Source organism: Rhodococcus sp. NPDC060090 (assembly GCF_042729855.1).
GTDB lineage: Bacteria > Actinomycetota > Actinomycetes > Mycobacteriales > Mycobacteriaceae > Rhodococcus.
Window position 1 is genome coordinate 127,292 of record NZ_JBHWXB010000015.1, and the last position, 25,530, is coordinate 152,821.

Here is a 25,530-nt window from a genome sequence, read left to right on the forward strand (position 1 = left end):
TCTCGATAGATCGATCGAACGATACATTCGCTCAGGGTGGGTGGGTGGGTGGGCGTGTGGTGGGTCGGTAAGGGTGTGGCCGGGTATCGCGCACGTACACTTCCTGCTTCCGTCGAAGGAACCGTTCATGACCATTGGATTGAGTGACGACGATCGCGACCTCCGCGATTCCGTCCGCGGCTGGGCCGCACGCCACGCCACGCCCAAAGTGATCCGCGAAGCGGTCGAGGCGAAAGCCGAGACCCGCCCGTCGTACTGGGCCTCGTTCGCCGAACTCGGCATGCTGGGGCTGCACCTGCCCGAAGAAGTCGGCGGCGCAGGTTTCGGCCTCCTCGAAACCGCCATCGTGGCCGAGGAACTCGGTCGCGCGATGGTGCCCGGGCCGTTTCTGCCGACCGTGGTGGTCTCCGCTGTTCTGCACGAAGCCGGACGCACCGATGCGCTTGCCGCACTGTCCGACGGTTCGCGGTTCGGTGGAGTCACCCTCCAGCCCGGCGACCTGAAGGTCGTTCGTGACGGCGACACCGTCGCATTGTCGGGCACATCGAGCTACGTGCTCGGCGGTCAGGTCGCCGATGTCTTCCTGCTCGCAGCCGACGATGCCGGGAAGCTCGCGTTCGTCGTCGTCGACCGCGACCGGCTCGACGTGACCGACCTGCCCAGCCACGACGTCGTGCGGCGCAATGCCGAGATCACGGTGGACGGACTCGCCCTCGCCGAGCGTGACGTCCTGACGCTGGACTCGCAGCGCGTCGTCGACATCGCCGTCACGCTGTTCGCGGCGGAATCCGCGGGCCTCGCCGACTGGGCCACCACCACTGCTGCCGACTACGCCCGTGTCCGTCAGCAGTTCGGCCGTGTCATCGGTCAGTTCCAGGGCGTCAAGCACACCGTCGCGCGGATGCTGAGCCTCACCGAGCAGGCTCGGGTCACCGCCTGGGACGCGGCTCGCGCGCTCGGCGAGGACACGTCCGCTGAGGAGGCGTCACTTGCCGTCGCCGTCGCGGCGGCAACCGCACTCGACGCCGGTTTCCAGGTCACCAGGACCTGCATCCAGGTCCTCGGCGGCATCGGCTACACGTGGGAGCACGACGCGCACCTGTTCATGCGACGGGCGCAGTCCCTGCGGATCCTGTCGGGCTCGACTGCATCGTGGAAGCGTCGGGTCGCGGGCCTCACGCTCGACGGCGCCCGCCGTGTGCTGAGCATCGACCTGCCGCCGGAGGCCGAACAGATCCGCGCCGAGATCCGCGCCGAACTCGAACCCGCCACAGCGCTCGAAGGTGCCGCGCAGAAGGCGTATCTGGCCGAGAACGGTTACACCACACCGCATCTGCCCGCACCGTGGGGTAAGACGGCCGATGCCGTCACGCAGTTGGTCATCGCCGAGGAACTGCGCCGCGTCGAGCTGAAGCCGCACGACATGATCATCGGCAACTGGGTGGTGCCGACGCTGATCGCGCACGGCAACGAGGAGCAGCTTGCACGGTTCCTGCCCGGATCGCTGCGCGGCGACATCGTCTGGTGCCAGCTGTTCTCCGAACCCGGTGCCGGATCCGACCTCGCCGGTCTGTCCACCAAGGCCGTCAAGGTCGACGGTGGATGGAAACTGCAGGGCCAGAAGGTGTGGACGTCGATGGCTCGCGTCGCGGACTGGGGCATCTGCCTGGCACGCACCGACGCCGACGCGCCCAAGCACAAGGGTCTGTCGTACTTCCTGATCGACATCAGGAACTCTCCGGGGCTCGACATTCGTCCGCTGCGGGAGATCACCGGTGAGTCGCTGTTCAACGAGGTGTTCTTCGACGACGTGTTCGTGCCGGACGAGTGCCTGGTCGGGGAGCCCGGTGACGGCTGGAAGCTGGCCCGCACCACTCTCGCCAATGAGCGGGTGTCGCTGTCGAACGACTCCTCGCTCGGCTCAGGCGGAGAAGCCCTCCTGACGCTCGCGGCGACGATGCCCGCCGGTCTGGACGATGAACAGCTCACCGTCCTCGGCTCGGTCCTGTGCGACGCACAGTCGGGCGGCCTGATGGGCTTGCGCACGACGTTGCGCTCACTGGCCGGGGCACAACCGGGCGCCGAATCGTCGATCGCCAAACTTCTCGGCGTCGAACATCTCCAGCAGGTGTGGGAGGTCGCGATGGAGTGGGCAGGCCCCACGTCATTGCGGGGGGAGCAGGATCGTTGGTCCGCGACCCAGATGTTCCTCAACGCGCAGTGCATGTCGATTGCAGGCGGCACGACGAACGTCCAGCTCAACATCATCGGCGAGCGGATCCTCGGTCTGCCCCGCGATCCCGAACCCGGAAAGTGACCTGACATGCCGATCGATGTGAATGCCGCGCTGACGGCTGAACCCACCGTCCGCGAGGCCGCCTGGATCGAGCGCGACGTGCTCCTCTACCACCTCGGTCTCGGGGCAGGCGCAGACTCGCTGGATCCGGCCGAGCTGGGCTGGGTGTACGAGAAGAAACTGAAAGTCGTGCCGACCTTCGCGATGGTTGCGGGGCAGGGGATTTCGGCCGGGAATGTCACGCCGGTGGGGATGAACCTGCCGGGTATCGACATCGACCTGCGGAAGATTCTCCACGGTGGACAGTCGCTCACCGTGCATGCTCCGATTCCGGCCTCCGGCACCGCGACCATCTCGTCACGCGTGTCGGACGTGTGGGACAAGGGCAAGGCCGCGGTGATCGTGCTCGAGCAGTCGGCCCATGCTGCAGACGGAAGCCCGCTGTGGACCTCCGCAATGCAGATCTGGGCGCGCGGCGAAGGCGGATTCGGTGGCGAGTCCGGCCCGGAGGCAGCGGGTTCGGCGCCGGAGCGGGACGCCGACACGGTCCTGGTGTCGCGCACCGGTTCCGCGCAGGCCCTGGTGTACCGGCTCAGCGCAGACATGAACCCGCTGCACGCCGACCCGGAGTTCGCGAAGATGGCCGGCTTCGATCGACCGATCCTGCACGGGCTCGCGTCATACGGCGTCGTGTGCAAAGCCGTCGTCGACGGTGTGCTCGAGGGGGATCCGACCCGGGTGAAGTCGTTCTCGGTGCGCTTTGCCGGGTCGCTGTACCCGGGGGAGACCATCGAGACCTCGGTCTGGCGCGACGGCGACATCCTCACTCTGCTCGCGACCTGTCCCGAGCGGGACGGTCAGCCGGTACTGACACACGCGACGATGGAGGTCCGATGAGAGTCGATCCCGCTACGCACCCCACGGTCCGAAACGCCCCCGACGGGACGGTGCTCACGTCGGCGCCGCAGGACTCCGCGGTCGACCGCGCGACCGCAGCCGCGCGTCGCGTGGTCGATGCCCTGCTGCGTACGGATCGTTCCAACGCGAATCTCGAGCGGGTCGCGGAGGAGCTCGACAGCATCGCCGAGCACCTCGAAGAGCATGCGCCGGAGGTGCAGGAGCGATTGATCGACATGTGGCACGGCGAAGGGGTCACGCGGCATGATCCCGTCACCGGTCCGGAGAACGCACTGGCCCCGCCTCTGGTTCTTGCCGGTCGCGAGGACGGGTGGGTCGAGGGTGTCGTCGAGTTGACGTTCCCGTATCAGGGCCCTCCCGGGCACGTACATGGTGGTGTCGCTGCGTTGCTCATCGATCACACTCTGGGTGTCGCGAACGCCTGGGCCGGACGGAGCGGTGCCACTGCACAGCTCAACGTCCGGTACCACCGTCCGACTCCGCTGTTCGAACCGCTGACCGTCCGTGGCCGGCTTGTCGAGGAAAACGGCCACAAGATCAACACCGTGGGTGAGATCGCGACGGCGGACGGCACGGTGTGCGTGTCCGTCGAGGCGCTCTTCATCGACAAGACGGTTCCTCGTCCTCGCTGAGGTCGTCGACGGATACTCGGAGAGGACACACCGACATGGGCAAATTGGACGGACGGGTAGCAATCGTCACCGGCGCCGGAATGGGTATCGGACGCGGGGTCGCGGGCGCACTGGCGCGTGAGGGTGCCCGTGTTCTCGTTGCCGAGATCGACGAAGCGGCGGGGGCCGAGACCGCGAAGTGGCTCACCGCCGAGTGGGGCGTGCAAGCAACGTTCGTGCGCACCGACGTCACCGACCGCGAGCAGGTGCATGCGATGGTCGACGCCGCCACGAGCGAATTCGGGCGCCTCGACATCCTGGTCAACAACGCTTGGCGTTCACTGGGTTTCGCTCGCCTGGAGAAGACGCCCGAGGAGAGCATGCAGGCAGGCTTCGACATGGGCGTGATGGCGGCGTTCTGGGCCATGCAGCGCGCGTACCCGGCGTTGGCCGAGCACGGCACCGGTCGGGTGATCAATTTGTGCAGCCTCAATGGCGTGAATGCACACATGTACTCGGTGGCCTACAACGCGTCGAAAGAGGCCTTGCGCAGCATGACGCGCACCGCGGCCCGCGAATGGGCACCGAAGCAGGTGTGCTGCAACGTGATCTGCCCCGGCGCGCAGAGCGCGGCCTACCAGCGAGTGGCGGAGGCCAACCCGCAGATGGCGGCTGCGCAGGCCGCGGCGAACCCGATGGGTCGCATCGGTGATCCGCTCGAGGACATCGGCACGGTCGCTGCCTTCCTGGCGAGCGACGATTCGCGTTACCTGACGGGCAATACGCTGTTCGTCGACGGCGGAAGCCATATCAACGGCGTGCAGTGGGCGCCGGAGGTCGACTGACCTCTCGTAAGAGAACCGAATGCTCGACCTACATCGGCTACGGCTGAGGTAGGTCGAGCATTCTGCGTGCGAGCTGCAGGATCTCCGTTTCGAAGCTCGCGGAGTCGGGGGCGTCACCTGCTTCGTCGGCGCGTTCGAAGGCAGCGAATGCGCCGATGACGAAGCGCACCATCAAGCTCACCCGGCGACGCGCGTCCGCGTCCGGGAGATCGAGTCGGTCGGCGATCCTGATCAGGAGACCGGACAGGACGTCGAGAGAGTCGTGCGACGGGTAGTAGTCGGCCTGGGTCGTCGCAGGCTCCGGTGTCGACAGGACGTCGAGCGGCGCTGTGGACAGCCATTGCTCGTTGAAACGCGCCCAGTAGCTCGGATGGTTCCGCGTGACCTGCGCCGCGAGCGGGTGTACATATGCGTGGACGAGCCGGTCCAGCGGGGGAGATGCCTCGAGATCCGCCGCAGCCAGCAGTGCGGCGCGCTCGGCATTCATCCGCGGCGCGTGCCGGCTCCAGATTTCGTCGAGAAGCCCGTGCCATGAGCCGAAGTGGTATGTGATGGCCGAATTGTTCCGTTGCCCCGCTTCTTTGACCACCTCGCGTGCGGCCACCCCGTGGATGCCGCGGTATGCGATCAGCCGCTCTGCGGCGTCCAGTAGGGCGAGACGGCCCGTTGACATCGTCATGCAGCCACTGTACTAAGAACATCAACTCAAGTATTAATGCAGTGTTCTTAACGGAGGCTCCATGAAGACACTCCCGTCACGACGCGCTGCCGCGGCACTCGCGTTCGCCTCGGTGCTCGGCGCCGGAGCATGTTCGAACCCGGCTCCCGAATCCGCCGATTCAGGTGCCATCGCACCGGGTTCGCTGATCACCGACCGTCCGATCACCACGGCAGCGGCGCTCCCCAGCGCCCAGCGCACCGAACTGATCACCTATGTATCCGAAGGCGCCGACGGGCGCCCGACGTTGGTCTCGGGCACCGTCGCGATCCCGAAGGGCGAAGCACCCGAAGGTGGATGGCCCGTGATCAGCTGGGCCCACGGCACCACCGGTGTCGGCGACGCGTGCGCTCCGTCCGCGGACACGGTCGGCGGTCCTGCGCATTCCTATGTCGCACGGACCACGGACATGCTCGACCGATGGGTCGCAGACGGTTACGCGGTGGTCCAGACCGACTACGAAGGTCTCGGAACACCCGGCGAACACCCCTACATGAACGGAGACAGCGCAGCCAACGCCGTCGTCGACATCGTGCGCGCCGCCCGCGAGCTGGACCCCGCGGTCGGTACGAACTGGATTGCGATGGGACACAGCCAGGGCGGACACGCCGCGCTGTACGCCGCGGAGGTCGGGGCCGACCGCGCCCCCGAGCTCGACCTCGCGGGAGCGGTGTCGATGGCTCCGGGTAATCGCACCAGCGACACGGCCGCGTACTTCGCCGGCGGTGGCCCGGGCATCGCGGCGGCCGTGCCATTTCTGCCCGTGCTGTTGATCGGTGCCGAAGCAGCCCAGCCGGAGTTGAGCGCCGACGCCATGCTCACCGACGCCTCGCGCGTATTGCTCACCGCGGCGCGCACCGGGTGCATGGACGACGTTCGGGCGGCAGCCGCCACCATCCCTCTCGAGCAGGTTCTCGCCCCAGATGCCGACATGGAGGGACTGGCCGCGTACTACCGGACACAGGAGCCGGCGGCATTGGAGCCGACGGTGCCCACGTTCGTGGTCCAGGGAAGCGACGACGTGCTGGTGAGTCGTCCGCTCACCGACCAGCTCACCGAGGCGCTCTGTAACAACGGCGCGGATCTGACCTACCAGGTCTACGAGGGCGCCGACCACCGCGCAGTGCTCGAGGAGTCCTTCGACGACGTCAAGGCGTTCACTGAAGGTGTCCTTGCAGGCCAGGCTCCCGAATCGACGTGCAGCTGACCGGGGCTCGGTGGATCAGAGGACCGAGCCGGTGTAGACATTCATCGAGTCGTCGCGCAGGAAGCCGATCAGGGTCAAGCCCGACTCCTCGGCCAGATCGACTGCGAGCGAGGACGGCGCCGACACCGCGCCGAGCACCGGCACACCGGCCATCACGGCCTTCTGCACGAGCTCGAACGAGGCCCGACCACTGACGACGAGGACGCTGTCCGAGAGCGGTATCCGGTTCTCCGACAGCGCCCACCCGAGCACCTTGTCGACGGCGTTGTGTCTGCCTACATCCTCGCGCAGTTGCAGGAGCGTCCCGTCGGTCGTGAACAGCGCGGCAGCGTGCAGACCGCCGGTGGACTGGAAGACCTTCTGCTGCCGCCGCATCAGATGGGGTAGTTCCGACAGCGTGCTCGCGGCGATATCCACATCGCCGGGCAGTGGGAACCGGGTGCGGGTGCGCACCTGCTCGAGGGATTCCTTGCCGCACACCCCGCACGCCGAGGTGGTGAGGAAGTTCCGCGCCCCCGCGCCGTCCGGCACCGCGACACCGGGGGCCAGCTGGACATCGAGCACGTTGTAGGTGTTCGCGCCGGTGTCGTCGACGCCGTCGCAGTACCGCGCGATCGCGATGTCGTCACGGCTGCCGATGATTCCCTCCGCGAGGAGGAAACCGTGCGCCAAGTCCACATCGTGGCCGGGCGTGCGCATCGTGATGGTCAAGGCTCCGCCATTCAGCCGGATTTCGAGGGGCTCCTCGACGGCGAGGGTATCGGGGCGCCGGATCGTGCGGTCCGCAGTCACTCGCAGGACTGCGCGGCGGGTAGTCACACGTCCCACTACGAATCCTTCCTTGCTGCAGGTTCGAGCCGCACGGTGATCGCCTTCGATGCAGGCGTGTTGGATTTCTTCGCCACATGGCCGAGCGGCACCAGCGGATTGGTCTCGGGGTAGTAGGCCGCTGCGTTGCCCTTCGGGGTGCTGTAGGCCACGACGCGGAAGTCGTGGATCCGGCGCTCCTCGAGTCGGCCGTGGGAGTCGGTGAACTCGGAGATGATGTCGACGAGATCTCCGTCTCGGAACCCCAGCTCGGTGACATCGTCGGGGTTGATCAGGATGACCTTGCGGCCGCCCTTCACACCGCGGTAGCGGTCGTCGAGACCGTAGATCGTGGTGTTGTACTGGTCGTGGCTGCGCATCGTCTGCAGAATCAGCCTTCCTGCAGGGGTCGGTACCCATTCGAGTTCATTGACGGAAAAGTTGGCTCGTCCTGTCTCGGTGTGGAACCGGCGACTGTCGCGCGGAGGGTGGGGGAGTTCGAATCCGTCGGGCTGTCGGACACGAGTGTTGTAGTCCTCGAACCCCGGCACCACTCGCGAGATCGAGTCGCGGATGTGGTCGTAATCCGATGCGAACCGGCTCCACGGCACCGGATGATCCGGCCCGAGGAGCGTGCGGGCGAGCTGGCACACGATGGCGACTTCGCTGCGCAGGTGCTCGGACACCGGCTTGAGGCGCCCCCGCGACAAGTGCACCATCGACATCGAATCCTCAACGGAGACAGCCTGTTTCCCACTCGACTGGACATCGAGGTCGGTGCGGCCGAGGGTGGGCAGGATGAGTGCGGTGGTTCCGTGCACCACGTGGCTGCGGTTGAGTTTCGTCGACACCTGCACCGTTAGTGCGCAGCTGCGCAGTGCGGATTCGGTGGCGGCGGTATCGGGTGTGGCGGAGACGAAGTTGCCGCCCATCGCCATGAACACCGTGGCCTGCCCGTCGCGCATCGCACGGATGGAGTCGACGGTGTCGAACCCGTGCTTGCGTGGTGTGTCGATGTCGAACTCGGTGTCGAGCGCGGCGAGGAACGACTCGGGCATCTTCTCCCAGATTCCCATCGTGCGGTCGCCCTGGACATTGGAGTGGCCGCGCACCGGGCACACGCCCGCGCCGCGCTTGCCGATCATGCCGCGGGCGAGCAGCACGTTGACGGCTTCGCCGATCGTCGCCACCGCGTGCGTGTGCTGCGTCAACCCCATCGCCCAGCAGATGACGGTCCGCTCCGAGGCGATCAGTTCGTTGGCCGTGTCGCGCAATTGAGCGAGTGTCAGGCCGGTCGCCTCGACCACGGTGTCGAGATCGACGCTCCGGACGTGGGCTTCGTAGTCGTCGAAGCCGGCGCAGTGCGCGTCGACGAAGGCGCGGTCGATCACCGTGCCGGGCGCGATGTCCTCGGCCTCGAACAGCAATCTCCCGAGACCCTGGAACAGGGCCATGTCGCCGCCCAGGCGGATCTGCAGGAATTCGTCGGCGATGTCTACTCCCCGCCCGACGACTCCGGACACCTTCTGCGGGTCCTTGAACCGCTTCAGCCCGGCCTCGGGGAGCGGATTGATCGCGATGATCCGCGCCCCGTTTGCTTTTGCCTTCTCGAGGGTCGACAGCATGCGCGGATGGTTCGTTCCTGGATTCTGGCCGGCGATGAGGATGAGATCGGCGGCCTCGATGTCGGGCACCGACACCGAGCCCTTGCCGATCCCGATCGAGTCGGTCAGTGCGGTGCCGGACGACTCGTGGCACATGTTGGAGCAGTCCGGCATGTTGTTCGTGCCGTAACTGCGAATCAGCAACTGATACAGGAATGCGGCTTCGTTGCTCGTGCGGCCGGAGGTGTAGAACACGGCCTGATCGGGCGACGGCAGTGCGTTCAGGTGGTCGGCGATCAGCCGGTAGGCGCCGTCCCACCCGATCGGTTCGTAATGGGTAGCGTCGTCTCGCAGCACCATCGGATGGGTGATCCGACCCTGCTGGCCCAGCCAGTAGTCGGTCTTCGTCGCGAGTTCGCCGAGGGAGTGCTGGGCGAAGAACTCCGGCGTCACCGTGCGCAGGGTGGCTTCCTCCGCGACGGCCTTCGCGCCGTTCTCGCAGAACTCCGCGGGCTTGCGATGCCCGGGATTTTCAGGCCACGCACAGCCGGGGCAGTCGAAGCCGTGGCGCTGGTTGAGGCGAGTGAGGGACTGTACCGTGCGGACCGCACCCATCTGCTCGTAGGCGCGCTCCAGCGAGACGAGTACCGCCGGGACACCCGCGGCGTAGTCCTTGGGGTGGGAGACCTCGAGATCGGACTCGTCGATATCCGATCCGGGGCCGTGTCGCGTCATGCCTCCATAGTGGCCTGCCGCTACGAGAAGTTCACGCCCGGCCATCAAGCGCATGGGTGGACGAGACCGAGCTATGTGCGAAATGTCGATAGATTTCGCACCCAAGCTCCGCCTCTCAGTGTCCTCCGCCTGGTGATCGCCGTAAGCTGCGACCATGACCGTCACGGTGCGGGCCGCCGCACGTCGCGACCTGGATGCTCTCGCCGCTGTCTTCGCAGACGCCTTCTTCGACGACCCGGTGTTCTCGTGGATGTTCCCCGATGAGGAGAGCCGCAGCCGACGAATGTCACGGTTCTTCGAGGCAGAGGCCCGACACCACATGCTCGCGCTCGGCGGCACGGAGATCGCCGAACTCGACGGCCGGGTCGGTGGTGCGACGATGTGGGCTCCGCCGGACCAATGGCGCGCGCCGAGGGGTGCGACGCTGCGGATGATCCCGGGGCTTCTGCGGGCCCTCGGTCGGCACGTTGCCGCCGGGCAGTCCGTGGACTCGGCACTCGAAGCCGCACACCCCGAAGAGCCGCACTGGTACTTGTCGACAATCGGAACCGCCTCCCACGCGCGCGGCGCGGGATGCGGCACGGCATTGTTGAAGTCCCGGCTCGATCGGGTCGATGCCGAGCACGCGCCCGCGTACCTCGAATCCAGCAAGGAAGAGAACGTCCCGTACTACGAGAGGTTCGGATTCACCGTCACCGGTGAGATCCGCATCCCGCGCGGTGGTCCCACGCTGTGGGCGATGTGGCGCGAGCCGCAGTGACGGGGACGCGGTAGCGACGGCGTGGGAACCTTCCTCCCTCTCCTTGGGTTTCCTCGCGTCGACGACCCCAGGAAGCCCGTGAAGACGGAGGAAAGTCTTATCGAACGTATTCGGGCCGGCTACCTGCGTTGCGGGCGTACGGTGAGTACACATTGCGCCGAGGTGAGGAGTCGTCGTGCCGAAGCTGGAGATCAAGCGCAAGTCCGAGCTTTCCCGAAAGGAAGTGTCCGATCGCCTCATCGCGCTCGGCCAAGCTCTCGCCGGCGGCTCCGAGGTGGAATTGGGCTCGGACGGTGACTCGATCGAAATCGTCGTCGCTGATCGCGTCCGGTGGGAGCTCGAGATAGAGGTCGACGGCGACGAGATCGAGATCGAAATCGAAATCAGCTGGCGCGACGACCCGGCCTCGGAATCGACGTCCGAATCGCACTCGGACTCGGAGACTCCGCCCCCGGAGAAAGCGGCGCGTCGCGGGAGGCCGCGCAAGAGCGCTGACAAATGATCGGCGCTTGATCACGCAGTAGGATCCGGACCGATCTTGTAGTCCTTTCCTTGGATCGCGCGGCCGCCTGGTCCGATCGAGATCTACGCCATCTCAGGGACGTGCAGGTGCGCGATGGCGAGTTCGAACTCGCAGGTCTCGAGCACTTGGACGCCTGCCTCGCGCACCCCTGAGTCCCGAATGCCGTCGACGCGTTCTCGGTTGTGTTCCATCGCCTCGGCGCTGTCGAACGTCAGCGACGACACCCCGCGGCCCGAGACGCGGTCGAACATCAGGGCTGCGCTGCAGAACCCGTCGAGTTCTTCCATTGCGGGCAGCCCGGTCATCTTCCAGACGTCCACACCGCGGTCGATGTGTGCCGGCTCGGACTTGATCCAGGTGACGCGGCAGCAGGCACCACGCTCGGAATGGTGGTCGCGGTGCATGACCGCGATCTCCCACCGGGAGACCTCCGTTGTGCCGTGGAATACTTCGGCTGCGTCGTGACGCAACTTCTGCACCGGTCCCTCGCTGGCACGGAGCGACTCCTCGTCCCGCCACGAACTGGTCGCGATGCACCGACCAGAGCTGCGATCTATCAGCAGGGACATTCCGAGGCAGCCCTCGATGTCCGTCAGTGCGGGCATTACGGTATCGCGTACATGCTTGATCCCGACGTCGATGTACGACGGATGCGCATTGATTGTGGTCGAGCGTGCGAACATGATCGGCACCCTTCTACTCAGGGCGGCGCCGACGCGGCGTCGCCGGTCGTATTTCGTATTTCACACTGCACCTCCTCTCCGCCGAAGGCAATGGGCATTGTTCAGTGTGTCGCCATCTCCACCTTTCGACGCTCGGCCTCGGGAATGCCGCCACCGCGCGACAGGCCGATCCGGAGATCACGCAGTGTTCCGGTGAACGAGAATCTCTCTGCGGGCGATCTCCTCCGTGACCGGGCTTCCCCGGTCGACACCGATATCGAGTTGCTCATTCATGGAGAAGATCGCACGCACGGTACGTTCGACCCGGCACTGTGCGACGATCACATCGTCGATACGCAGGAAGGCGGTGCCGCCCTTGCCTATTCCTCCTCTGTCGTATTCGAAGTGAAGCGATATGACACTCCTGCCGGACGGTAGCGGATCCGGGGAACGCACGAGCGTGTGTTCACGGCCGCAGAAGTTGTAGCAGAACACCGGTTGCGAATCGAGTACATAGAGCGCGAAGCCCCGAACCGGCCGCGCCGGTGCCGCTTTCTCCACCAGTCCTGTGACGGTCGTCTGGTGGACATGGCCGGCAACGTGTGGGAATGACCACCGACCTCTTCACCGCTGACGACGGTGCGGACGAGCGTAGCGCCGCCCCCGCGCACGCGTGCTGCACTCTGGTCAACCACCGTGCAGCGCAGTCGATGTCGTATCCAGTACGGGTGATCAAGGGTGGATCGCATTTGTGGCGCCCAACTACTGTCTTCGATATCGACCCGCTGCGAGGCAGGGTGAAAGTGTCGAAACCTCGACTTGCCACATCGGGTTCCGCTGCATCGTCCGTCCGTGACGTGGGCGGACGACAGTTATCGAGCTGGTGCCGGTATCCCGCTGGGCTGCTCGTTGACCTGGTCGATCGTGAACTGGTCGCGACGGTTCGGGTCCGCATTCCACGCTATCGTCGGTCGTCGAAGCTCGGTGCCGGTTCGGGAAGTTCGATTCGGGTGGGCCTCGCCGCACTCCACGCACGTGCGGTCAGCGACCTCCGCGAAACAGGGAGAGCAGCGACGGTCGCGCTTGCTCCGTCGACGCTGCGGTGTCCTGATCGCACGTGCAGCGTTCGGCGGCGGGAACGGGCGTCATGACGGCGTCGACATGCTGTCCGCACCCTCCCCAACCGGTCTTGTTGCATCGGGAGCAGGTGACGGGATAACACAAGGGAACCTCCAGGAGATTTGTCGAATAATCAAGTAACGAAGCGGGATTCGGACCAGGAGTTGTATCCGCCGAGCAGGTCTGAGACGTTGGTGAAGCCCTGTGCCCGCAACAGCGACGCCGCGACGCTCGAGCGCCACCCACCTGCGCAGTGCACCACGATCGGTTTGCCGGCGGGGACCTGATCGAGCCGGACTCGCAACTGGGCCAACGGAATCGGGACGGCGCCCGGGATGGTGCCGGATGTGCGCTCGCCGGGGTTGCGGATGTCGACGAGGGTGACGGCATCGGCGGCGAGCAACTCGTCGAGTTCCTCCACCGTGGTACGCGGCGCGGTCTCGGTCAGATCGGCGAGTTCGGTGGGGAACGCGCCGTCGTGGTCGACGTTCAAAAAGCCTGCTGCGCCGTCGGATCCGATGCGGGACAGGCGCATCGCTGCATCCTGTTCTGCACCGGGGTAGGTGACGAGCACAATCTTCTCACCGACTTCGGCGACCATGCCGCCCGTCTCGGCGAAGCGTCCGTCGAACCCGACGTTGACCGAGTTGAGTAGATGACCGGCGGCGAAGTCGTCGACGCTGCGCGCATCCAGCACGCGGGTGCCGGCGAGAAGTTCGGTCTTCACTTGCTGTGGTGTGAGCTCGGGAATGGCGTGGTCCAGGGCGAGCAGCGGGTGGACACGCTTGTTCATGGCGGCGTCGACCGAGAAGTAGGTGGGCGCGGCCGGCTGGCCATCGGTGATCAGGGAGACGAAGTCGTCCTCGCTCATCGGCTGCACCGAGGGGTTGGTGGTGCGCTGCTCGCCGATGGTGGAGGTGAGCTCCGTCGAGAGGTTCTTGCCGCATGACGATCCGGCACCGTGAGCGGGCATGACGACGACCTCGTCGGACAGCGTGAGCAGCTTCTCGTGCACGGTGTGGTACATCGCCCGCGCCAGGTCGGTGGTGGAGCCGTCGCCGAGGTTGACCAGGTCGGGACGGCCGACGTCGCCGATGAACAGCGAGTCACCGGTGAGTACGGCGGTGGGGGCGGCTCCGGGGCGTTCGCGCACGAGCACCGAGATCGACTCCCAGGTGTGGCCGGGGGTGGCGATGATCTCGAGTTCGACCTCGCCGAGGGAGAGCCGCATGCCGTCGCGTAGGCGCCGGATCGGGTAGTCGGTTTCCGCGGACTCGCCGAATCCGATCCAGGCACCGGTGGCGTCGACCAGTTCGAGGTGGCCGGACACGAAGTCTGCGTGGAAGTGGGTGTTGATCACTCCTTCGATGGTCAGTCCGTATTTCTTTGCTTCCGAAAGGTATTCGCTGATGTCGCGGCGAGGGTCGACGACGACCGCGCGGCCGGTGCTCTCGTCTGCGATCAGGTACGACGCGTGGGAGAGGCACTCGATGTAGTACTGCTCGAGAATCATGGGGTTCCTCCGATGGGGCGGGGTGGAAATCCGAGGCCGTAGACAGATTGGCATATACCCCCTAGGGTATGTCAAGTACCCCAGGGGGTATCTACATCGGTTCATCTCGAAAGGTCGCCATGTCTTTTTTCGCTGCAACCTCCCTAGCTCCGGCCGCACTGCGAGAAGTGATGGAATCCGGCAAGAACCTCCGAGTCGTCGACGTGCGCACACCGGGCGAGTTCGACACCGTCCATATTCCCGGCGCCTACAACGTCCCGCTCGACCTGTTGCGCGAGCATCGCGACGAATTCTGCGCCCACCTCGACGAAGACGTCGTGCTGGTGTGCCGGTCCGGTCAGCGAGCGACGCAGGCGGAGGAAGATCTGCGGGCTGCGGGGCTGGTCAACGTTCACCTTCTCGACGGCGGAATGATCGGATGGGAAGCCGCGGGACTGCCGGTCAACCGCGGCGCCCAGCGGTGGGATCTCGAACGTCAAGTACGCCTGGTCGCCGGCTCGCTCGTATTCGGCTCGGTGCTCGTGAGCGTCGCGATGCCCAAACTCAAGTGGCTGGCGGCAGGGATCGGCGGAGGTCTGTCGTTTGCTGCCCTGTCGAATACCTGCGCGATGGGGGCGGTGTTGTCGAAGCTCCCCTACAACCGAGGCGCATTCTGTGACGCGCAGTCCGTCGTCGCTCAGTTGGTCGAGGCAAAGGCGGCAACCGCACAAGGGGATCGACCATGATCGCGTTGACCGTTGCGCTGGCAGTGCTCGTCGGCGTCTCCCTCGGACTGCTGGGTGGGGGAGGCTCGATCCTCACCGTCCCGTTGCTCGCCTACGTTGCAGGGATGGACGCCAAGGAGGCTATCGCCACGTCGTTGCTCGTCGTCGGTGTGACCAGCGCGGTCGCTGCGATTTCGCACGCGCGGGCAGGTCGCGTCCAATGGCGCACCGGCATCATGTTCGGGCTCGCCGGAATGGTCGGTGCCTACGCGGGCGGCCTGCTCTCGCGGTTCATCCCTGGCACGGTGCTGCTGCTCGCGTTCGCCGTGATGATGATCGGCACCGCGGTCGCCATGTTGCGCGGCCGCAAGAACAAGACCGCGGATGCCGACGGAGCGCACTCCATGCCGATGGGCAAAGTGCTGCTCGACGGTGTGATCGTCGGTCTGGTGACCGGCCTCGTCGGTGCGGGTGGTGGCTTCCTGGTGGTACCGGCCCTGGCGCTGCTCGGCGGGTTGTCCATGCCCATCGCGGTCGGTACCTCGCTGGTCGTGATCGCCATGAAGTCCTTCGCGGGCCTGGGCGGTTACCTGTCGGTTGTGCAAATCGACTGGCGTCTGGCAGCGATGGTCACGGGCGCAGCTGTGGTGGGAAGTCTCATCGGTGGGCGTCTCACGTCGGTGGTGGATCCCGATACCCTGCGCAGGGGTTTCGGCTGGTTCGTGCTGGTCATGTCGTCGGTGATTCTCGCTCAGGAGATCCATCCGGCCGTCGGGATCACCGTATCGGTCCTCACGCTCACTGCCGCAGGCACCACGTACCTGTGTGCGCGGCGCGAGAATTGTCCGCTCCGGCGATTCGCGGGCCCCTGGAGCGCTCCCGCCGCGGTGGGATGACCCGTCTCGGGTTGGATACCCCTGGGGGTACAGTGGAAAGAACTCGTGAAAGGAAAACCGATGGTCGGAGACGAAGAAAGCATCGCACTGGTCCTCAACCGGCTGCGCCGCGCGCAAGGGCAACTCGCCGGAGTGATCTCGATGATCGAGCAGGGCCGCGACTGCAAGGATGTCGTCACCCAGCTTGCCGCGGTGTCCAAAGCGCTGGATCGTGCCGGATTCAAGATTGTGGCGACCGGTTTGCGGGAATGCCTGACCGGAGACGAAGTCGAGGGCAAGGAGCCCATGTCCGAGGCCGAACTCGAGAAACTGTTCCTGGCACTGGCCTGACGCATCACGGTCTCGAGGTGCCAACCGAAGGAAGGATGACAAATCATGACTCTCGCACTGTCGACCACACTACGCACCCCGTTCACCGAAGCAGTGGAACGCACTCGAAAAGCGCTGTCCGATCAGGGCTTCGGCGTGCTCACTGAGATTGATATGCAGGCAACGCTGAAAACGAAACTCGACGCGGACATGGAGGACTACCTGATCCTCGGTGCCTGCAATCCGCCCCTTGCGCACCGAGCCGTGACGGCGGATCCGCAGATCGGCCTGTTGCTGCCGTGCAACGTCGTGGTGCGTCGAGACCGCAACGATCCGGACATCGTCGTCGTCGACGCGATGAATCCGCAGTTGATGGTGCAATTCGTCGATGAGGCGGGAGTCCGTGAAGTCGCGGACGCTGCGACCGCTGCATTGCAGGCAGCGATCGATTCGCTCTCGGCCGACGAGTAGAGCTGAGAATCGAAGCTCGCGCGTTCTAACATGTAGCCACGTCGTTGCAGCGGTGATTTCCCGACAGGAGCATCCGACATGCAGGTACTCGTGGTCTACGAATCGATGTACGGCAACACTCGCCATGTTGCCGAAGCGATTGCCCGCGGAATGGAGGAACGAGCGTCGGTCACGCTGGTGACCGCCACCGACGCCCGTGAGCAGGACGTGTCGGCCTACGACCTCGTGGTCGTCGGCGGCCCGACCCACGTCCACGGTATGAGCCGACCGTCGACCCGGCACAGCGCAGTGGAGGCGGCCACGCAACCCGGCAGCGACCTCGAACTCGAACCCGACGCCGAGAGCGACGGAGTTCGCGAGTTCCTCGCACACCTACGGCCGACGACCGGCGTCGCCGCCGCGTTCGACACGCGCCTCGACGCGTCTCCCGTGCTCACCGGTCGCGCTTCGAAAACGATCGGGAAGAAGCTTCGAAAACTCGGTTTGACGCTGATCGCGGAGCCGGAGAGCTTCCTCGTCGACAAGCAGACCGTGCTCGAGCCACGCGAGGCGGAACGTGCGAGTCAGTGGGGTCGTGCGCTCGTCGGAGGGCAGTGAGCCGGATGTCCACCGCTCAGGAGGCCTCATCAGGCCGCAAGGCGGGCTATCTCGTCGGGATCGTCCTCAATGCAATACTGCTTTATCTGGTGAACGGATGGCCTGGATGGGACGCGGTGCCGTTCCTGACCGACGAGACGACACAGGTCCTGGGTTGGGTCAACGCCTCGATCATCGCCGGAGTTGTCAGCAATGCCATCTACCTCATCGCCGACCCGCCGCGGCTCAAAGCGTTCGGGGACTTGCTGGTGACCGGCATCGGACTGTGTGCCGTCATCGCGATCTGGCAGGTCTACCCGTTCGATTTTTCCGACGACGGGTCGGTGCCGTGGGATTTGATCGCGCGGACCGTGTTGGTCGTGAGCATCGTCGGGTCAGTCATTGCGATGATCGTTGCGTTGGTCCGGATCGTGACGGGCCGGCGGGAGTGAGAAGATCGACCCGTTCTTCGTGCAGAAGATATTCAACCCACACGAATACCGTTGTCGGCAAGGAGTTCTCGTGCGCGACCGAATGTGCGGTCGGTGCTGAACAGCGTCCACTGTGTTGTGAGACCCTCCGCGTCGACGAGATCCCGGAATCGGCGGAATGCGCCCTTGCCTTCGCTCGCACGTTCCAACCGCTCGCGCAGCGCGGTGTAGCGTTGCCGGCCGGCGAAGGCGGCCATGTCATTCCAGCCGTCCCGTGCGCCGATGTTCTCGAATCGAAGCCAGCGCTCCGGTTCCGCTTCCACGTCGACGGCGGCGTCCGCGCCGACCATCGCGGGGTCGGTGAGGGTGTCGTCGAACACCTCCCCGCTACGAAAATCGATGTAGCCGCCGGTGCACATAGCTGGATCGCATTCTCGTACCGAGCTGAGCATGTCGAGGTCGACCGGTACCACGTTCCCGGTCAATGGCTCGTTGCGCAGGTGCGCGAGCAGATCGTCCGCCAGTGCCGCATCACCCGGTCCGACGCGCCAGGCCAGCCGATTGATGATCGACAATGCCACCGCTTCGATGTCCGAACGGCGGTGTTCCAGTGCCATCGGGATTCCGGCTCCCACCTGCTGAAGTGCATCGTCGACGTCGCGCCCGCGCACAGCAGAGAGGAAGCGGACAGCATCGCCCGCGGCAGTCGCCGCGCGAACTTCGGACGGGTCGAGCACCGGCACCTCGTCCGGTGCCGGCCACGCATTCAGCTGCATCGGATGCGGCCGGCTCGGCCTGGACGGAATCTTGCTTTCCCCGTCGTCGTCGGACCAGCGGCGACCGTACTGATCCGGGATCCTGCCCCAACCCCAATACGGCAGAGGAGTTTTCGGCCGGATACCCAACAATTCCATCGGATCGACCTTATTCGTCCCGACCACGCAGCGGTGCGTCCAGTTGTCGCCGAGGTCGAAGGTGAACTGGAATTCTGCTCCGGGCTGCACGGTGCGGGCAACCTTGGTCGAGGCGATGTCGAGGGGCGAGATGATCGGTCCGTCCGCCATCCCGGCCATGTCGGCACCCGTCTCCGAGTCTGTGATCAGCTGTCCGTCGGAGAGTGTGAACATCGAGAGATGGGAGCGATCCCACCGGGCGAAAGCATCGTTGATGGCATCCGCGAGGTGGGTGAAGGTGTGGGAAGGCCCGACCGCGAAGACGCGGCCCGGCCACGGCCACAAGTCGTCGCCACGCCCACCGAGCAGTTCGACCGTCACCGATAGCCATGTTCGTGCCATGCATCCGAGGATGTCATGGAGTAGAGAACTCGGGTATCGATCAGCGTGGTGGGCAGCGGTCCGCCGGTCAGAGGATCTGGATGCGGTCGTCGCCTAGTTCGACCTCGATCCGCAGCGACCCACCGACCGCCTCGACGTACCGGCGCAGGGTATCGAGCTGCACCCGCGCCAGGTCACCGCGCTCGATATCCGAGACTCGGTTCTGCCGGACACCGAGCCGCTCGGCCACCTGGGTACTGCGTATCTCACGAGTTACGCGACGACGACCCTCGGCTTCGACAGGTGACTGTCGCGAGCACGGCGGACAATCGCGTTACTCGTAGTGAGCGCTACTGCCTCTCCAGTCGTGATCGTCGTCGGTGGGAGTGCCGAGATGCTCTTCGGGGTGCTGGCCGTACGATGCGGTTCCCCAGCCGAACTCGGATACATGGGAAAACCTGATGTCGTTGACGTCGGTCGGGTTTCCGTACTGGGTGTAGGTTCCGGAGGAACTCGCGGTGTCGGCGGGCCTGGACCTTTTCGCGGAGCTGGTTTGCGCCTTCCGTTTGCTCATCTTCCCCCGGCGCGGGCGGCGCAGGGGCGGCGGCCGTGTGCCCGTGTACTCGCTGTAGTGGAACGCCTGGAGCGTCGGCAAAGCCAGGCGTGCACGCTCACCGCTGGGTATACGCCCGAGGTGGTTGCCCAGCGCTTCTGCCAGCGATGCGGCGCAGGTTCCGCACGGGTGCAGGCGACTGCGATACGCCTTTTCCACAGTGCACCAGTGTTCGATCCAATTTCGATCGGGGCAGAACGGTGTGGTGTGAAAACGTTCCGGGCGTAGTTCGACATACACGCGGAGGTCGAAAGCTGAGTCGCGATGGGCTTTTCGCGGTGGAACAGGTGCCGTCGCGACGCGTGCTTTCGGCCTGGGTGGTGTGGCTGAGCGTTCGCTCCGCGCCGGGGGTTGGACGGGTGTCGCCTTCGGCTCGATGCTGGCTGAAGCGTTGCTGGGCCGGATACCCGACGACCGGGTCTCGGCTGGCTCGCCTGCCGCATCCAAGAGTGCACGGCTGAACCGGCTGCGATAACCATGGCTGAACTCGTTGTAACTGTCGCCGAGACTGTGGAACGCCTGTGCGACGGCGATGCACTCCTCCCGGGAGTCCTTGGTGACCTTGTGTGAAGCGAAGGCTTCGGGTGTGCGGACACCACCTTCGGATTCGTACTGGTAAATCCGAAGCTCCCACTCGCCGCTCGTCAAATATCGAACGACGTAGTGGTGGTTGCCGGAATCTGCGCTCGACCCCGGGTTCGGGGCACGTCGCTTCGCGAACTTCAGAGCGGTCGACGGGAATGACTGTCCGTGATTCTGGGGCTTGGGCTTCGGTCGACGCTTCCTGGACATGCCACTCCTTCGAATTGAACTGCGATGTATCGCAATTGCAGCTGGCAATCAGACTCGGAGACGTCCGTCATCGGCCCTCGACCCCATGGGGGCCGAGGGCCTTTCGGTCCGGGTGTCGGACCGTTTGCGGCGCTCGATGGACCCTCGTGATCGCTACGCCATCGCGGAGTTGTATCCGCCGTAGCTGTTGTGGCTCTCATCCCTGGCGACCAAGGTGTACTGCGGCGGAGCTCCGGTGCTGCCCGAGAATAAGGGGTAGGAGACGGAGTAGATCGCGGCGTAGACATAGTGCGAGTGCTCGTTCGAAATCGCAGACCACACATACGCCCCGGATTCGATGCCGACTTCAACGGCTCCGCAGTAGAGGTTCCCGTCCTTGTCGTTCAGGCTGACGAACTTGTCGACCTTGCCGTACTGGTCGTAGTAGATGACGTTGTTGTCGTGCTGGTTGGCGCTGCAGAACACATATTTGACCCCACTGCCGGAAATGGTCGCTGCATGCGCCGCCGGCGCGGTGAGTGCTGCTGCGCCCGTGGCGAGCATGGCAGTAGCAGCGAGGGTCGCGATCAGACGCTTCATGGTTCGGATCTCCTGGTGTCGGTGCTTCTTGCGGATCGTGCACATCCACCCCTCCTGCCGGCTGTAATCCGGACACGGGGTGTGGCTGTGGCGGGGGTTTCCCGGCGGCTACACAGTGATCCAGGACGTGCCGGCAGCCACGAATCGGCGGGATAACCGGGGATATCGGCATCCGGACCCGCGGCAGGTGGAGGCGAGTGTGATCGCCCGGTGGGAACCGCCGCTCAACCTCGACCATGCCCAGGGCGATGTGCGGGAGGTGATCAAGGCCGCCCGAGCCGCCTACTACGCCAGCGCGTGAGGGGATCGGTGCGGCTCGCTACCGTCGGCAGCCACACCGCACCGCCCGACCCTGCTCGTCGTCGGGAAGCCACCCGAACTCGTCGCACCCACTGCACTTGGGTTTCGATGACGAGCGGTCTGGCAGCTCTCTCCACGTCGGTAGCCATGCCTGCACGAACCGGGCGGGGGACTGCGGTTGGTGTTGGGCCCGGGCCGACGCGACCATCGCATCGATGCCGCACCTGCCGACCAGGTCGGCCACTTCGGATCGACTTCGGTCGTCGAGTTTGCCGAAGCTGGCTGTCAGGCCGGCGGATCGCAGGCGCTCGGCGAGCGGAGCGAGGTCGTTGTCGGTGGGGGTAGCCGCCGCCGCGTTGTTGCGTTTCGGTCGGCCGCGCGGCGCACTGCGCGCGACGCAGCCACCTGCTGCGGTTTCATCTTTTGGTTCAAGGACGGTTCGGGTGACACGGGAGTCACCCCGTCGGCGACGACTCGTCGCCCCGTGCGTGACACGTTTGTCGCCCCGTGACTCGGGACGCGGCGACGGTTCGTCGCCCCGCTGAATCATCAGCTGGTAGCTGATCGGGCGTCGGTCGGCACGTTGAATTTTCGCGGCGACGATGCGCTGATCACCGAGGGCGATGAGCCCCAATTCGAGCAGTGCGGCGAGGCAGCGCTGTACCTGCCGCTCGCTCATCCGCGCGTACGCGGAGAGCGTTGCCACCGACGGATAGGCGTCCTCACCGGTACGTGATGCGTGATTGGCGAGGCCGATCAGCACCATCGTCAACGCGGGCGCCGACGGCATCCCGGCGGGGGTGGGGGAGGGGATCGCAGCTTCGGTGAGCGCCCAATTGAGCGCCTCGATGCTCACGACGCCACCTGGACATGGGTATGCTGACGCATGTTCGACTCCTTGTTCAGTCGGACATCCGGCCCGTCACGAGTACCAGTCGTGGCGGGCCTTCATATGTGGGTCACCACCTGCGTGCGTGGTGAGTGATCGACATCCTGCCACCGCGGCGTACAAGTGGTCAACGACATCCGAAAGGTCGAGTACCCATCGGTTGGTTGGAGTGAATGAATTTACGCAACATGAGTTTTCGATGCGATATGAGCTGACATCTGGTCAGCAGGCCACGCATGGGTCATTGTCGGCCCAAGGAGTCGAAACTGCCACCGCTCCTGACACCCGCAAGCGGGTCGTTGTAGGCCAGGGCTTCTCGTCGGGTGTCGAGTGGCAGCGGCCGGAAGCAGTCGACTGGAACGGCTGCGAACGCCGTTCGCGAATCTGCTGGCACTTGTGGTGCGATGTCGACTCTTGACAGGTCTGATTGCGGCTTGAATACTGCAGGGCTGACCATCGGTCGGCCGTTCTTCTGAACGCCCACCGGACATTCGGAGATTTCCATGACCGATCCGAACCGTACGCTCATCGCCGTCCTGCTCGACCGTTCAGGCTCGATGCAGTCGATCCGGTCCGATATTGCGGGCGGGTTCGACGCATTCATCGCCGCACAGCGGGAGGAATCGGGCGACGCTACGGTCGTCCTCGCTCAGTTCGATGATGAGTACGAGCACGTCTTTTCGCTGCCCATCGCTGAGGTTCCACCGCTGGAGCTACGACCGCGTGGCAGTACTGCCCTGCTCGATGGTGTCGGTCGGCTGTCCGCCGAGGTAGGTGACCAACTTGCGGCGCTCCCGGAGGGTGAGCGACCTGGCACCGTGCTAATCGTCGTCCTGACCGATGGACACGAGAACGCGAGCCGGGAATGGACCTACGATGCGGTGCGATCTGTCATCACCCATCAGGAGCAGGTGTACGGGTGGGAGTACATCTTCCTCGGCGCGAACATGGACGCTGTTTCCGTCGGCCGGCGGATGGGCGTCAAACCGGTGCAGGCGATGATGTACTCCGCGGGCGCAGCCGAAGTGGATTCGGTGTTCCGCGCTACCTCCGACCTGACAAGTCGGCATCGCCGCAACCCGAACTCTGCGCCGGTCGAGGGCTTCTCAGAGAGGGACCGGCGGGACGCGATGGGCGCCGACAATTGATGCCCGAAGAACGACGCTGACGGCATTGAGCGCTCATGTCACTCGGACTTCTGAGCGGGGTGATCGCCGAAAGTGCGCTCGCGGGCCGGCGCCCGGCATTCCTGAAGAGGACTTATGCGTCCCTGGCTGTGGCGTCGGATGGACGCCTCCATCAAGCTCCGCGGAGTCAGCGGGAACCGATCGTGAGGTTGGGGACGGGTACGGGTCGTGTCTGGGAACGCCACCATGCGGTCGTGGCCTGCGCGCGCAGGGCGTCGACGGTGCGGGAAATGGCTGCCGGGTCGCGCAGTTCTTCGCGCGCAGCAGGATTCTCGTAGAAGTATTCGACCGCTGCGTCGATGATCTCGGGGGCAATCCGGAAGGGCCGCCGGTCGATGGCCACGCTGGTCCGGCGCTCGCGTGGTCGTGATGGGTGGGCGTGGCCGTCTATTCGTTTGTCGATGTGCGTCCACAGACGTGGTACTCGGGAGGAGATGATCGCGTGGTGGTCGGGTGCGAGCTGGATGATGAGATTCTGGTGATGGGTCTTGCACAGATAAAGGCAGATGCTGTCCCAGGGAACCCATGCGTCGTTGGCGTAGCCGCGTAGGTGAATGCCGTCGTGGCGGATGGCGATGTAGCCGGGGCGGACTCGGCCGAGCATCATGAGCACGGCGCTTCCGGCCTGCCACCCGCATGTGACAATGAGCAGGAGTATCCAGGTACCGACCTCGTGCTGTATCGAGTTGAACTCTCGGTCCGCGCGGACCTCGCTGGCTCTCAGGAGAAATACGATCGCTGCGATCGATGCGGGTACCGCGACGATCATGCCCAGGGTGTAGATGAGCCGTGACTGGCGAAGTACGAGGGCCGGCACCCCTTGGTCGGTACCGGATGTGATGTCCGCGAGACGGGTTCGTGGACCGTGCATGAGAACACAGAGGGCAGGGAGAATCCCGAATATGACTGTGAAGGCGAGTGCGACATATAGATCGTCAGGGACGAACGAATCGTCAGATGGGGGTATGAGTGGATCGGTGTGAATGCCGTCAACGCATATAGCGATCACGCTGCCCACGGCACCAGTGACGAGGACGAATGCGGTAAAGAAATGGAAGTAGATGGTCCGTGTTCCGTATATCCGTGACCTGACTGGTGAATCCGACTTCATCGGTACGCGATCAATCGCCATTGAAAAGACTTCCTAACCTCGATCTTTCTTGAGTCCCGCGTGTCGACCTGAACGCTTCGGATTGGTTGTTGCCGTCGCTGACCTGGTGCCGGGCGACGACGAGTCGTCCGACACGGCCGGTGACGTCCGAGTCCACGGCCTCGGAGGTGGTGCGCCTTTCGTGTGGTGTGGTCGGGTTGATACTGGTCAGAGCGGGTCGGGAAGGGCGTCCAGCCTGGCGAGAGCAACCTCGATCAGATGACCCCAGGGTGCGTGCGCGGACAGCCGCAGGTGTATTCGTCGGGCGTGGCGGGCGATCCGTCCTGCGATCGAGAACAGACGCAGTCGTAGCCTTTTCGGCTCCCACCGCCGAGCATCGCTCCCGGCGAGGGCGACGGTCTGCATCCAGGCGGTCAACTCGACAGCGAGAGCAACGACCGCGAGCCAGAGCTGATTCTGCGCGAAGCCATGCAGCGGGAAGTTCTCCAGACCGGTGTCCTTGGAGGTGCGGATGCGGTCCTCGCAGCGAGCACGGCGACGGTGCCGCAACTCCAGATCGGCGAGCTGCCCGCGCCGAGTGTTGGTGGCGAATGCGGTCAACCGCAGCCCGTCGACGTCGGTGAACCGCAGCTGCGCGCCGGGGTGCGGGCGTTCCTTCCTGACTATCACCCGCATGCCGTCCGGCCAGCCGGACAGGTCGAGAATGTCGGTGGCCTCGACGACCCAGGCGCCGTCGCGAGGGTGGCCGTCGGCGTTGTAGGCAGGTGTCCACGCGTCGGCGGGGACGTCGTCGAGGCGCGCGGTGATCTGGTCGGTCAGGCCGAACCCGATCGAGTACGACAGCTTCTGTCGCTCGAGGTACTCGACGAATGCATGGGTGCCACCGGCACCGTCGGTGCGGATCAGGACCTTGCGGCCGACACGGCCACCTTTGACTGTGAAGGGCAACTGCCGCAGGCATTCCCGTGTCAGTTCGATGTGATCTTCGGCGGTGTTGGAGCCGGCGTTGCCGGGGCGCAGCATCAGAGCGAGGGGCTCGCCGGTCCCGTCGGATCCATGGTCGACGAACCCGCACAGCGG

General features: G+C 65.2%; 28 protein-coding genes and 1 pseudogene. 15 read left to right on the top strand and 14 right to left on the bottom strand.

Annotated elements, in window-relative coordinates; translation table 11 throughout:
• The first annotated feature begins 127 nt into the window (after positions 1-127).
• From ACFWCF_RS20585 to ACFWCF_RS20600, 4 genes are read left to right on the top strand one after another with little or no spacing between them, the layout of a single operon-like run.
• Entirely contained in the window at positions 128-2,317 is a 2,190-nt protein-coding gene (locus ACFWCF_RS20585) for an acyl-CoA dehydrogenase (protein WP_378565267.1), read from the top strand.
• A 6-nt stretch (positions 2,318-2,323) separates the two neighbouring features.
• Positions 2,324-3,193, top strand: coding sequence for a MaoC/PaaZ C-terminal domain-containing protein (locus tag ACFWCF_RS20590; protein ID WP_378565270.1), 870 nt, complete (start codon positions 2,324-2,326; stop codon positions 3,191-3,193).
• Positions 3,190-3,846: a PaaI family thioesterase gene (locus tag ACFWCF_RS20595; RefSeq protein ID WP_378489951.1), complete on the top strand. Its 657-nt coding sequence runs from the start codon at positions 3,190-3,192 to the stop codon at positions 3,844-3,846. Before ACFWCF_RS20590 ends, ACFWCF_RS20595 begins: the two co-directional genes overlap by 4 nt.
• A gap of 35 nt (positions 3,847-3,881) precedes the next feature.
• Positions 3,882-4,670: an SDR family NAD(P)-dependent oxidoreductase gene (locus ACFWCF_RS20600; protein WP_378565273.1), complete on the top strand. Its 789-nt coding sequence runs from the start codon at positions 3,882-3,884 to the stop codon at positions 4,668-4,670.
• Between the two features lie 37 nt (positions 4,671-4,707).
• Here ACFWCF_RS20600 and ACFWCF_RS20605 read toward each other — a convergent pair whose 3' ends face one another.
• On the bottom strand, positions 4,708-5,349 hold the full coding sequence (locus tag ACFWCF_RS20605; RefSeq protein WP_378489949.1) for a helix-turn-helix domain-containing protein: 642 nt from the start codon (positions 5,347-5,349) through the stop codon (positions 4,708-4,710).
• A gap of 61 nt (positions 5,350-5,410) precedes the next feature.
• Here ACFWCF_RS20605 and ACFWCF_RS20610 point away from each other — a divergent pair, with 61 nt between their 5' ends.
• A complete protein-coding gene (locus ACFWCF_RS20610; protein WP_378565276.1) occupies positions 5,411-6,595 on the top strand; it encodes an alpha/beta hydrolase family protein in 1,185 nt (394 codons plus the stop codon).
• Between the two features lie 15 nt (positions 6,596-6,610).
• Here the strand turns inward: ACFWCF_RS20610 and fdhD are convergent, their stop codons facing one another.
• Positions 6,611-7,423 (bottom strand): formate dehydrogenase accessory sulfurtransferase FdhD, encoded by an 813-nt coding sequence (fdhD, locus tag ACFWCF_RS20615; RefSeq protein ID WP_378565279.1) that lies wholly within the window; start codon positions 7,421-7,423, stop codon positions 6,611-6,613.
• Positions 7,423-9,741, bottom strand: coding sequence for an FdhF/YdeP family oxidoreductase (locus ACFWCF_RS20620; RefSeq protein ID WP_378565282.1), 2,319 nt, complete (start codon positions 9,739-9,741; stop codon positions 7,423-7,425). The genes fdhD and ACFWCF_RS20620 overlap by 1 nt, the downstream gene beginning before the upstream one ends.
• Positions 9,742-9,895: 154 nt before the next feature.
• Between ACFWCF_RS20620 and ACFWCF_RS20625 the strand changes: the two genes are divergently transcribed.
• Both ACFWCF_RS20625 and ACFWCF_RS20630 read left to right on the top strand, forming a co-directional pair.
• Positions 9,896-10,501: a GNAT family N-acetyltransferase gene (locus ACFWCF_RS20625; protein ID WP_378565285.1), complete on the top strand. Its 606-nt coding sequence runs from the start codon at positions 9,896-9,898 to the stop codon at positions 10,499-10,501.
• Positions 10,502-10,676: 175 nt separating this feature from the next.
• Entirely contained in the window at positions 10,677-11,003 is a 327-nt protein-coding gene (locus ACFWCF_RS20630) for an amphi-Trp domain-containing protein (protein ID WP_378565288.1), read from the top strand.
• An 83-nt stretch (positions 11,004-11,086) separates the two neighbouring features.
• Here ACFWCF_RS20630 and ACFWCF_RS20635 read toward each other — a convergent pair whose 3' ends face one another.
• Both ACFWCF_RS20635 and ACFWCF_RS20640 read right to left on the bottom strand, forming a co-directional pair.
• The gene (locus tag ACFWCF_RS20635) at positions 11,087-11,716 is read right to left on the bottom strand and encodes a hypothetical protein (protein ID WP_378565291.1); all 630 of its coding nucleotides are present in this window, start codon (positions 11,714-11,716) and stop codon (positions 11,087-11,089) included.
• A gap of 168 nt (positions 11,717-11,884) precedes the next feature.
• Positions 11,885-12,247, bottom strand: coding sequence for a hypothetical protein (locus ACFWCF_RS20640; RefSeq protein WP_378565371.1), 363 nt, complete (start codon positions 12,245-12,247; stop codon positions 11,885-11,887).
• An 18-nt stretch (positions 12,248-12,265) separates the two neighbouring features.
• On the opposite strand from ACFWCF_RS20640, the pseudogene ACFWCF_RS20645 reads away from it, so the two are divergent.
• Positions 12,266-12,542 (top strand): annotated as a pseudogene (locus ACFWCF_RS20645) (SUMF1/EgtB/PvdO family nonheme iron enzyme); the annotation flags it as partial.
• 185 nt (positions 12,543-12,727) lie between these two features.
• Here the strand turns inward: ACFWCF_RS20645 and ACFWCF_RS20650 are convergent.
• Together ACFWCF_RS20650 and ACFWCF_RS20655 are read right to left on the bottom strand one after the other, a co-directional pair.
• Complete coding sequence (locus ACFWCF_RS20650; RefSeq protein ID WP_378565294.1) at positions 12,728-12,910, bottom strand: hypothetical protein; 183 nt, start codon at positions 12,908-12,910, stop codon at positions 12,728-12,730.
• A gap of 28 nt (positions 12,911-12,938) precedes the next feature.
• Positions 12,939-14,318, bottom strand: coding sequence for a rhodanese-like domain-containing protein (locus tag ACFWCF_RS20655; RefSeq protein ID WP_378565297.1), 1,380 nt, complete (start codon positions 14,316-14,318; stop codon positions 12,939-12,941).
• 119 nt (positions 14,319-14,437) lie between these two features.
• On the opposite strand from ACFWCF_RS20655, the gene ACFWCF_RS20660 reads away from it, so the two are divergent.
• From ACFWCF_RS20660 to ACFWCF_RS20685, 6 genes are all read left to right on the top strand, one after another.
• Positions 14,438-15,043, top strand: coding sequence for a rhodanese-like domain-containing protein (locus tag ACFWCF_RS20660; protein WP_378565300.1), 606 nt, complete (start codon positions 14,438-14,440; stop codon positions 15,041-15,043).
• Positions 15,040-15,918, top strand: coding sequence for a sulfite exporter TauE/SafE family protein (locus ACFWCF_RS20665; protein WP_378565303.1), 879 nt, complete (start codon positions 15,040-15,042; stop codon positions 15,916-15,918). The genes ACFWCF_RS20660 and ACFWCF_RS20665 overlap by 4 nt, the downstream gene beginning before the upstream one ends.
• Positions 15,919-15,978: 60 nt before the next feature.
• Positions 15,979-16,248: a metal-sensitive transcriptional regulator gene (locus ACFWCF_RS20670; protein WP_378565306.1), complete on the top strand. Its 270-nt coding sequence runs from the start codon at positions 15,979-15,981 to the stop codon at positions 16,246-16,248.
• Positions 16,249-16,293: 45 nt separating this feature from the next.
• Complete coding sequence (locus ACFWCF_RS20675) at positions 16,294-16,698, top strand: DUF302 domain-containing protein (protein ID WP_378565309.1); 405 nt, start codon at positions 16,294-16,296, stop codon at positions 16,696-16,698.
• Positions 16,699-16,776: 78 nt separating this feature from the next.
• The gene (locus ACFWCF_RS20680) at positions 16,777-17,295 is read left to right on the top strand and encodes a flavodoxin family protein (protein ID WP_378565313.1); all 519 of its coding nucleotides are present in this window, start codon (positions 16,777-16,779) and stop codon (positions 17,293-17,295) included.
• A 5-nt stretch (positions 17,296-17,300) separates the two neighbouring features.
• Positions 17,301-17,726 carry a hypothetical protein gene (locus ACFWCF_RS20685; RefSeq protein WP_378565316.1) on the top strand — a complete coding sequence of 142 codons (426 nt, stop codon included), beginning with the start codon at positions 17,301-17,303 and terminating at the stop codon, positions 17,724-17,726.
• 32 nt (positions 17,727-17,758) lie between these two features.
• Here ACFWCF_RS20685 and ACFWCF_RS20690 read toward each other — a convergent pair whose 3' ends face one another.
• From ACFWCF_RS20690 to ACFWCF_RS20710, 5 genes are all read right to left on the bottom strand, one after another.
• Positions 17,759-19,000: a hypothetical protein gene (locus ACFWCF_RS20690; protein WP_378565319.1), complete on the bottom strand. Its 1,242-nt coding sequence runs from the start codon at positions 18,998-19,000 to the stop codon at positions 17,759-17,761.
• A gap of 67 nt (positions 19,001-19,067) precedes the next feature.
• A complete protein-coding gene (locus ACFWCF_RS20695) occupies positions 19,068-19,244 on the bottom strand; it encodes an XRE family transcriptional regulator (protein WP_378565368.1) in 177 nt (58 codons plus the stop codon).
• 69 nt (positions 19,245-19,313) lie between these two features.
• Entirely contained in the window at positions 19,314-19,751 is a 438-nt protein-coding gene (locus ACFWCF_RS20700) for a hypothetical protein (protein ID WP_378565321.1), read from the bottom strand.
• A 786-nt stretch (positions 19,752-20,537) separates the two neighbouring features.
• On the bottom strand, positions 20,538-20,963 hold the full coding sequence (locus tag ACFWCF_RS20705; RefSeq protein WP_378565324.1) for a hypothetical protein: 426 nt from the start codon (positions 20,961-20,963) through the stop codon (positions 20,538-20,540).
• Between the two features lie 319 nt (positions 20,964-21,282).
• Positions 21,283-22,119: a helix-turn-helix domain-containing protein gene (locus tag ACFWCF_RS20710; RefSeq protein WP_378565327.1), complete on the bottom strand. Its 837-nt coding sequence runs from the start codon at positions 22,117-22,119 to the stop codon at positions 21,283-21,285.
• Between the two features lie 536 nt (positions 22,120-22,655).
• Here ACFWCF_RS20710 and ACFWCF_RS20715 point away from each other — a divergent pair.
• Positions 22,656-23,300 (top strand): VWA domain-containing protein, encoded by a 645-nt coding sequence (locus ACFWCF_RS20715; RefSeq protein WP_378565330.1) that lies wholly within the window; start codon positions 22,656-22,658, stop codon positions 23,298-23,300.
• A gap of 166 nt (positions 23,301-23,466) precedes the next feature.
• Here ACFWCF_RS20715 and ACFWCF_RS20720 read toward each other — a convergent pair whose 3' ends face one another.
• Both ACFWCF_RS20720 and ACFWCF_RS20725 read right to left on the bottom strand, forming a co-directional pair.
• Positions 23,467-24,156, bottom strand: coding sequence for a hypothetical protein (locus ACFWCF_RS20720; RefSeq protein ID WP_378565333.1), 690 nt, complete (start codon positions 24,154-24,156; stop codon positions 23,467-23,469).
• Positions 24,157-24,657: 501 nt separating this feature from the next.
• The coding region (locus ACFWCF_RS20725) for an IS1380 family transposase (RefSeq protein ID WP_378565335.1) at positions 24,658-25,530 on the bottom strand (873 nt) is incomplete at its 5' end.

What these genes read in the sequence shown, in the direction of transcription:
- ACFWCF_RS20585 (WP_378565267.1), top strand. Translation starts at nt 128, where the DNA reads ATGACCATTGGATTGAGTGACGACGATCGCGACCTCCGCGATTCCGTC.
- ACFWCF_RS20590 (WP_378565270.1), top strand. Translation starts at nt 2,324, where the DNA reads ATGCCGATCGATGTGAATGCCGCGCTGACGGCTGAACCCACCGTCCGC.
- ACFWCF_RS20595 (WP_378489951.1), top strand. Translation starts at nt 3,190, where the DNA reads ATGAGAGTCGATCCCGCTACGCACCCCACGGTCCGAAACGCCCCCGAC.
- ACFWCF_RS20600 (WP_378565273.1), top strand. Translation starts at nt 3,882, where the DNA reads ATGGGCAAATTGGACGGACGGGTAGCAATCGTCACCGGCGCCGGAATG.
- ACFWCF_RS20605 (WP_378489949.1), bottom strand. Translation starts at nt 5,349, where the DNA reads ATGACGATGTCAACGGGCCGTCTCGCCCTACTGGACGCCGCAGAGCGG.
- ACFWCF_RS20610 (WP_378565276.1), top strand. Translation starts at nt 5,411, where the DNA reads ATGAAGACACTCCCGTCACGACGCGCTGCCGCGGCACTCGCGTTCGCC.
- ACFWCF_RS20620 (WP_378565282.1), bottom strand. Translation starts at nt 9,741, where the DNA reads ATGACGCGACACGGCCCCGGATCGGATATCGACGAGTCCGATCTCGAG.
- ACFWCF_RS20625 (WP_378565285.1), top strand. Translation starts at nt 9,896, where the DNA reads ATGACCGTCACGGTGCGGGCCGCCGCACGTCGCGACCTGGATGCTCTC.
- ACFWCF_RS20655 (WP_378565297.1), bottom strand. Translation starts at nt 14,318, where the DNA reads ATGATTCTCGAGCAGTACTACATCGAGTGCCTCTCCCACGCGTCGTAC.
- ACFWCF_RS20660 (WP_378565300.1), top strand. Translation starts at nt 14,438, where the DNA reads ATGTCTTTTTTCGCTGCAACCTCCCTAGCTCCGGCCGCACTGCGAGAA.
- ACFWCF_RS20665 (WP_378565303.1), top strand. Translation starts at nt 15,040, where the DNA reads ATGATCGCGTTGACCGTTGCGCTGGCAGTGCTCGTCGGCGTCTCCCTC.
- ACFWCF_RS20670 (WP_378565306.1), top strand. Translation starts at nt 15,979, where the DNA reads ATGGTCGGAGACGAAGAAAGCATCGCACTGGTCCTCAACCGGCTGCGC.
- ACFWCF_RS20675 (WP_378565309.1), top strand. Translation starts at nt 16,294, where the DNA reads ATGACTCTCGCACTGTCGACCACACTACGCACCCCGTTCACCGAAGCA.
- ACFWCF_RS20680 (WP_378565313.1), top strand. Translation starts at nt 16,777, where the DNA reads ATGCAGGTACTCGTGGTCTACGAATCGATGTACGGCAACACTCGCCAT.
- ACFWCF_RS20685 (WP_378565316.1), top strand. Translation starts at nt 17,301, where the DNA reads ATGTCCACCGCTCAGGAGGCCTCATCAGGCCGCAAGGCGGGCTATCTC.
- ACFWCF_RS20690 (WP_378565319.1), bottom strand. Translation starts at nt 19,000, where the DNA reads ATGGCACGAACATGGCTATCGGTGACGGTCGAACTGCTCGGTGGGCGT.
- ACFWCF_RS20705 (WP_378565324.1), bottom strand. Translation starts at nt 20,963, where the DNA reads ATGAAGCGTCTGATCGCGACCCTCGCTGCTACTGCCATGCTCGCCACG.
- ACFWCF_RS20715 (WP_378565330.1), top strand. Translation starts at nt 22,656, where the DNA reads ATGACCGATCCGAACCGTACGCTCATCGCCGTCCTGCTCGACCGTTCA.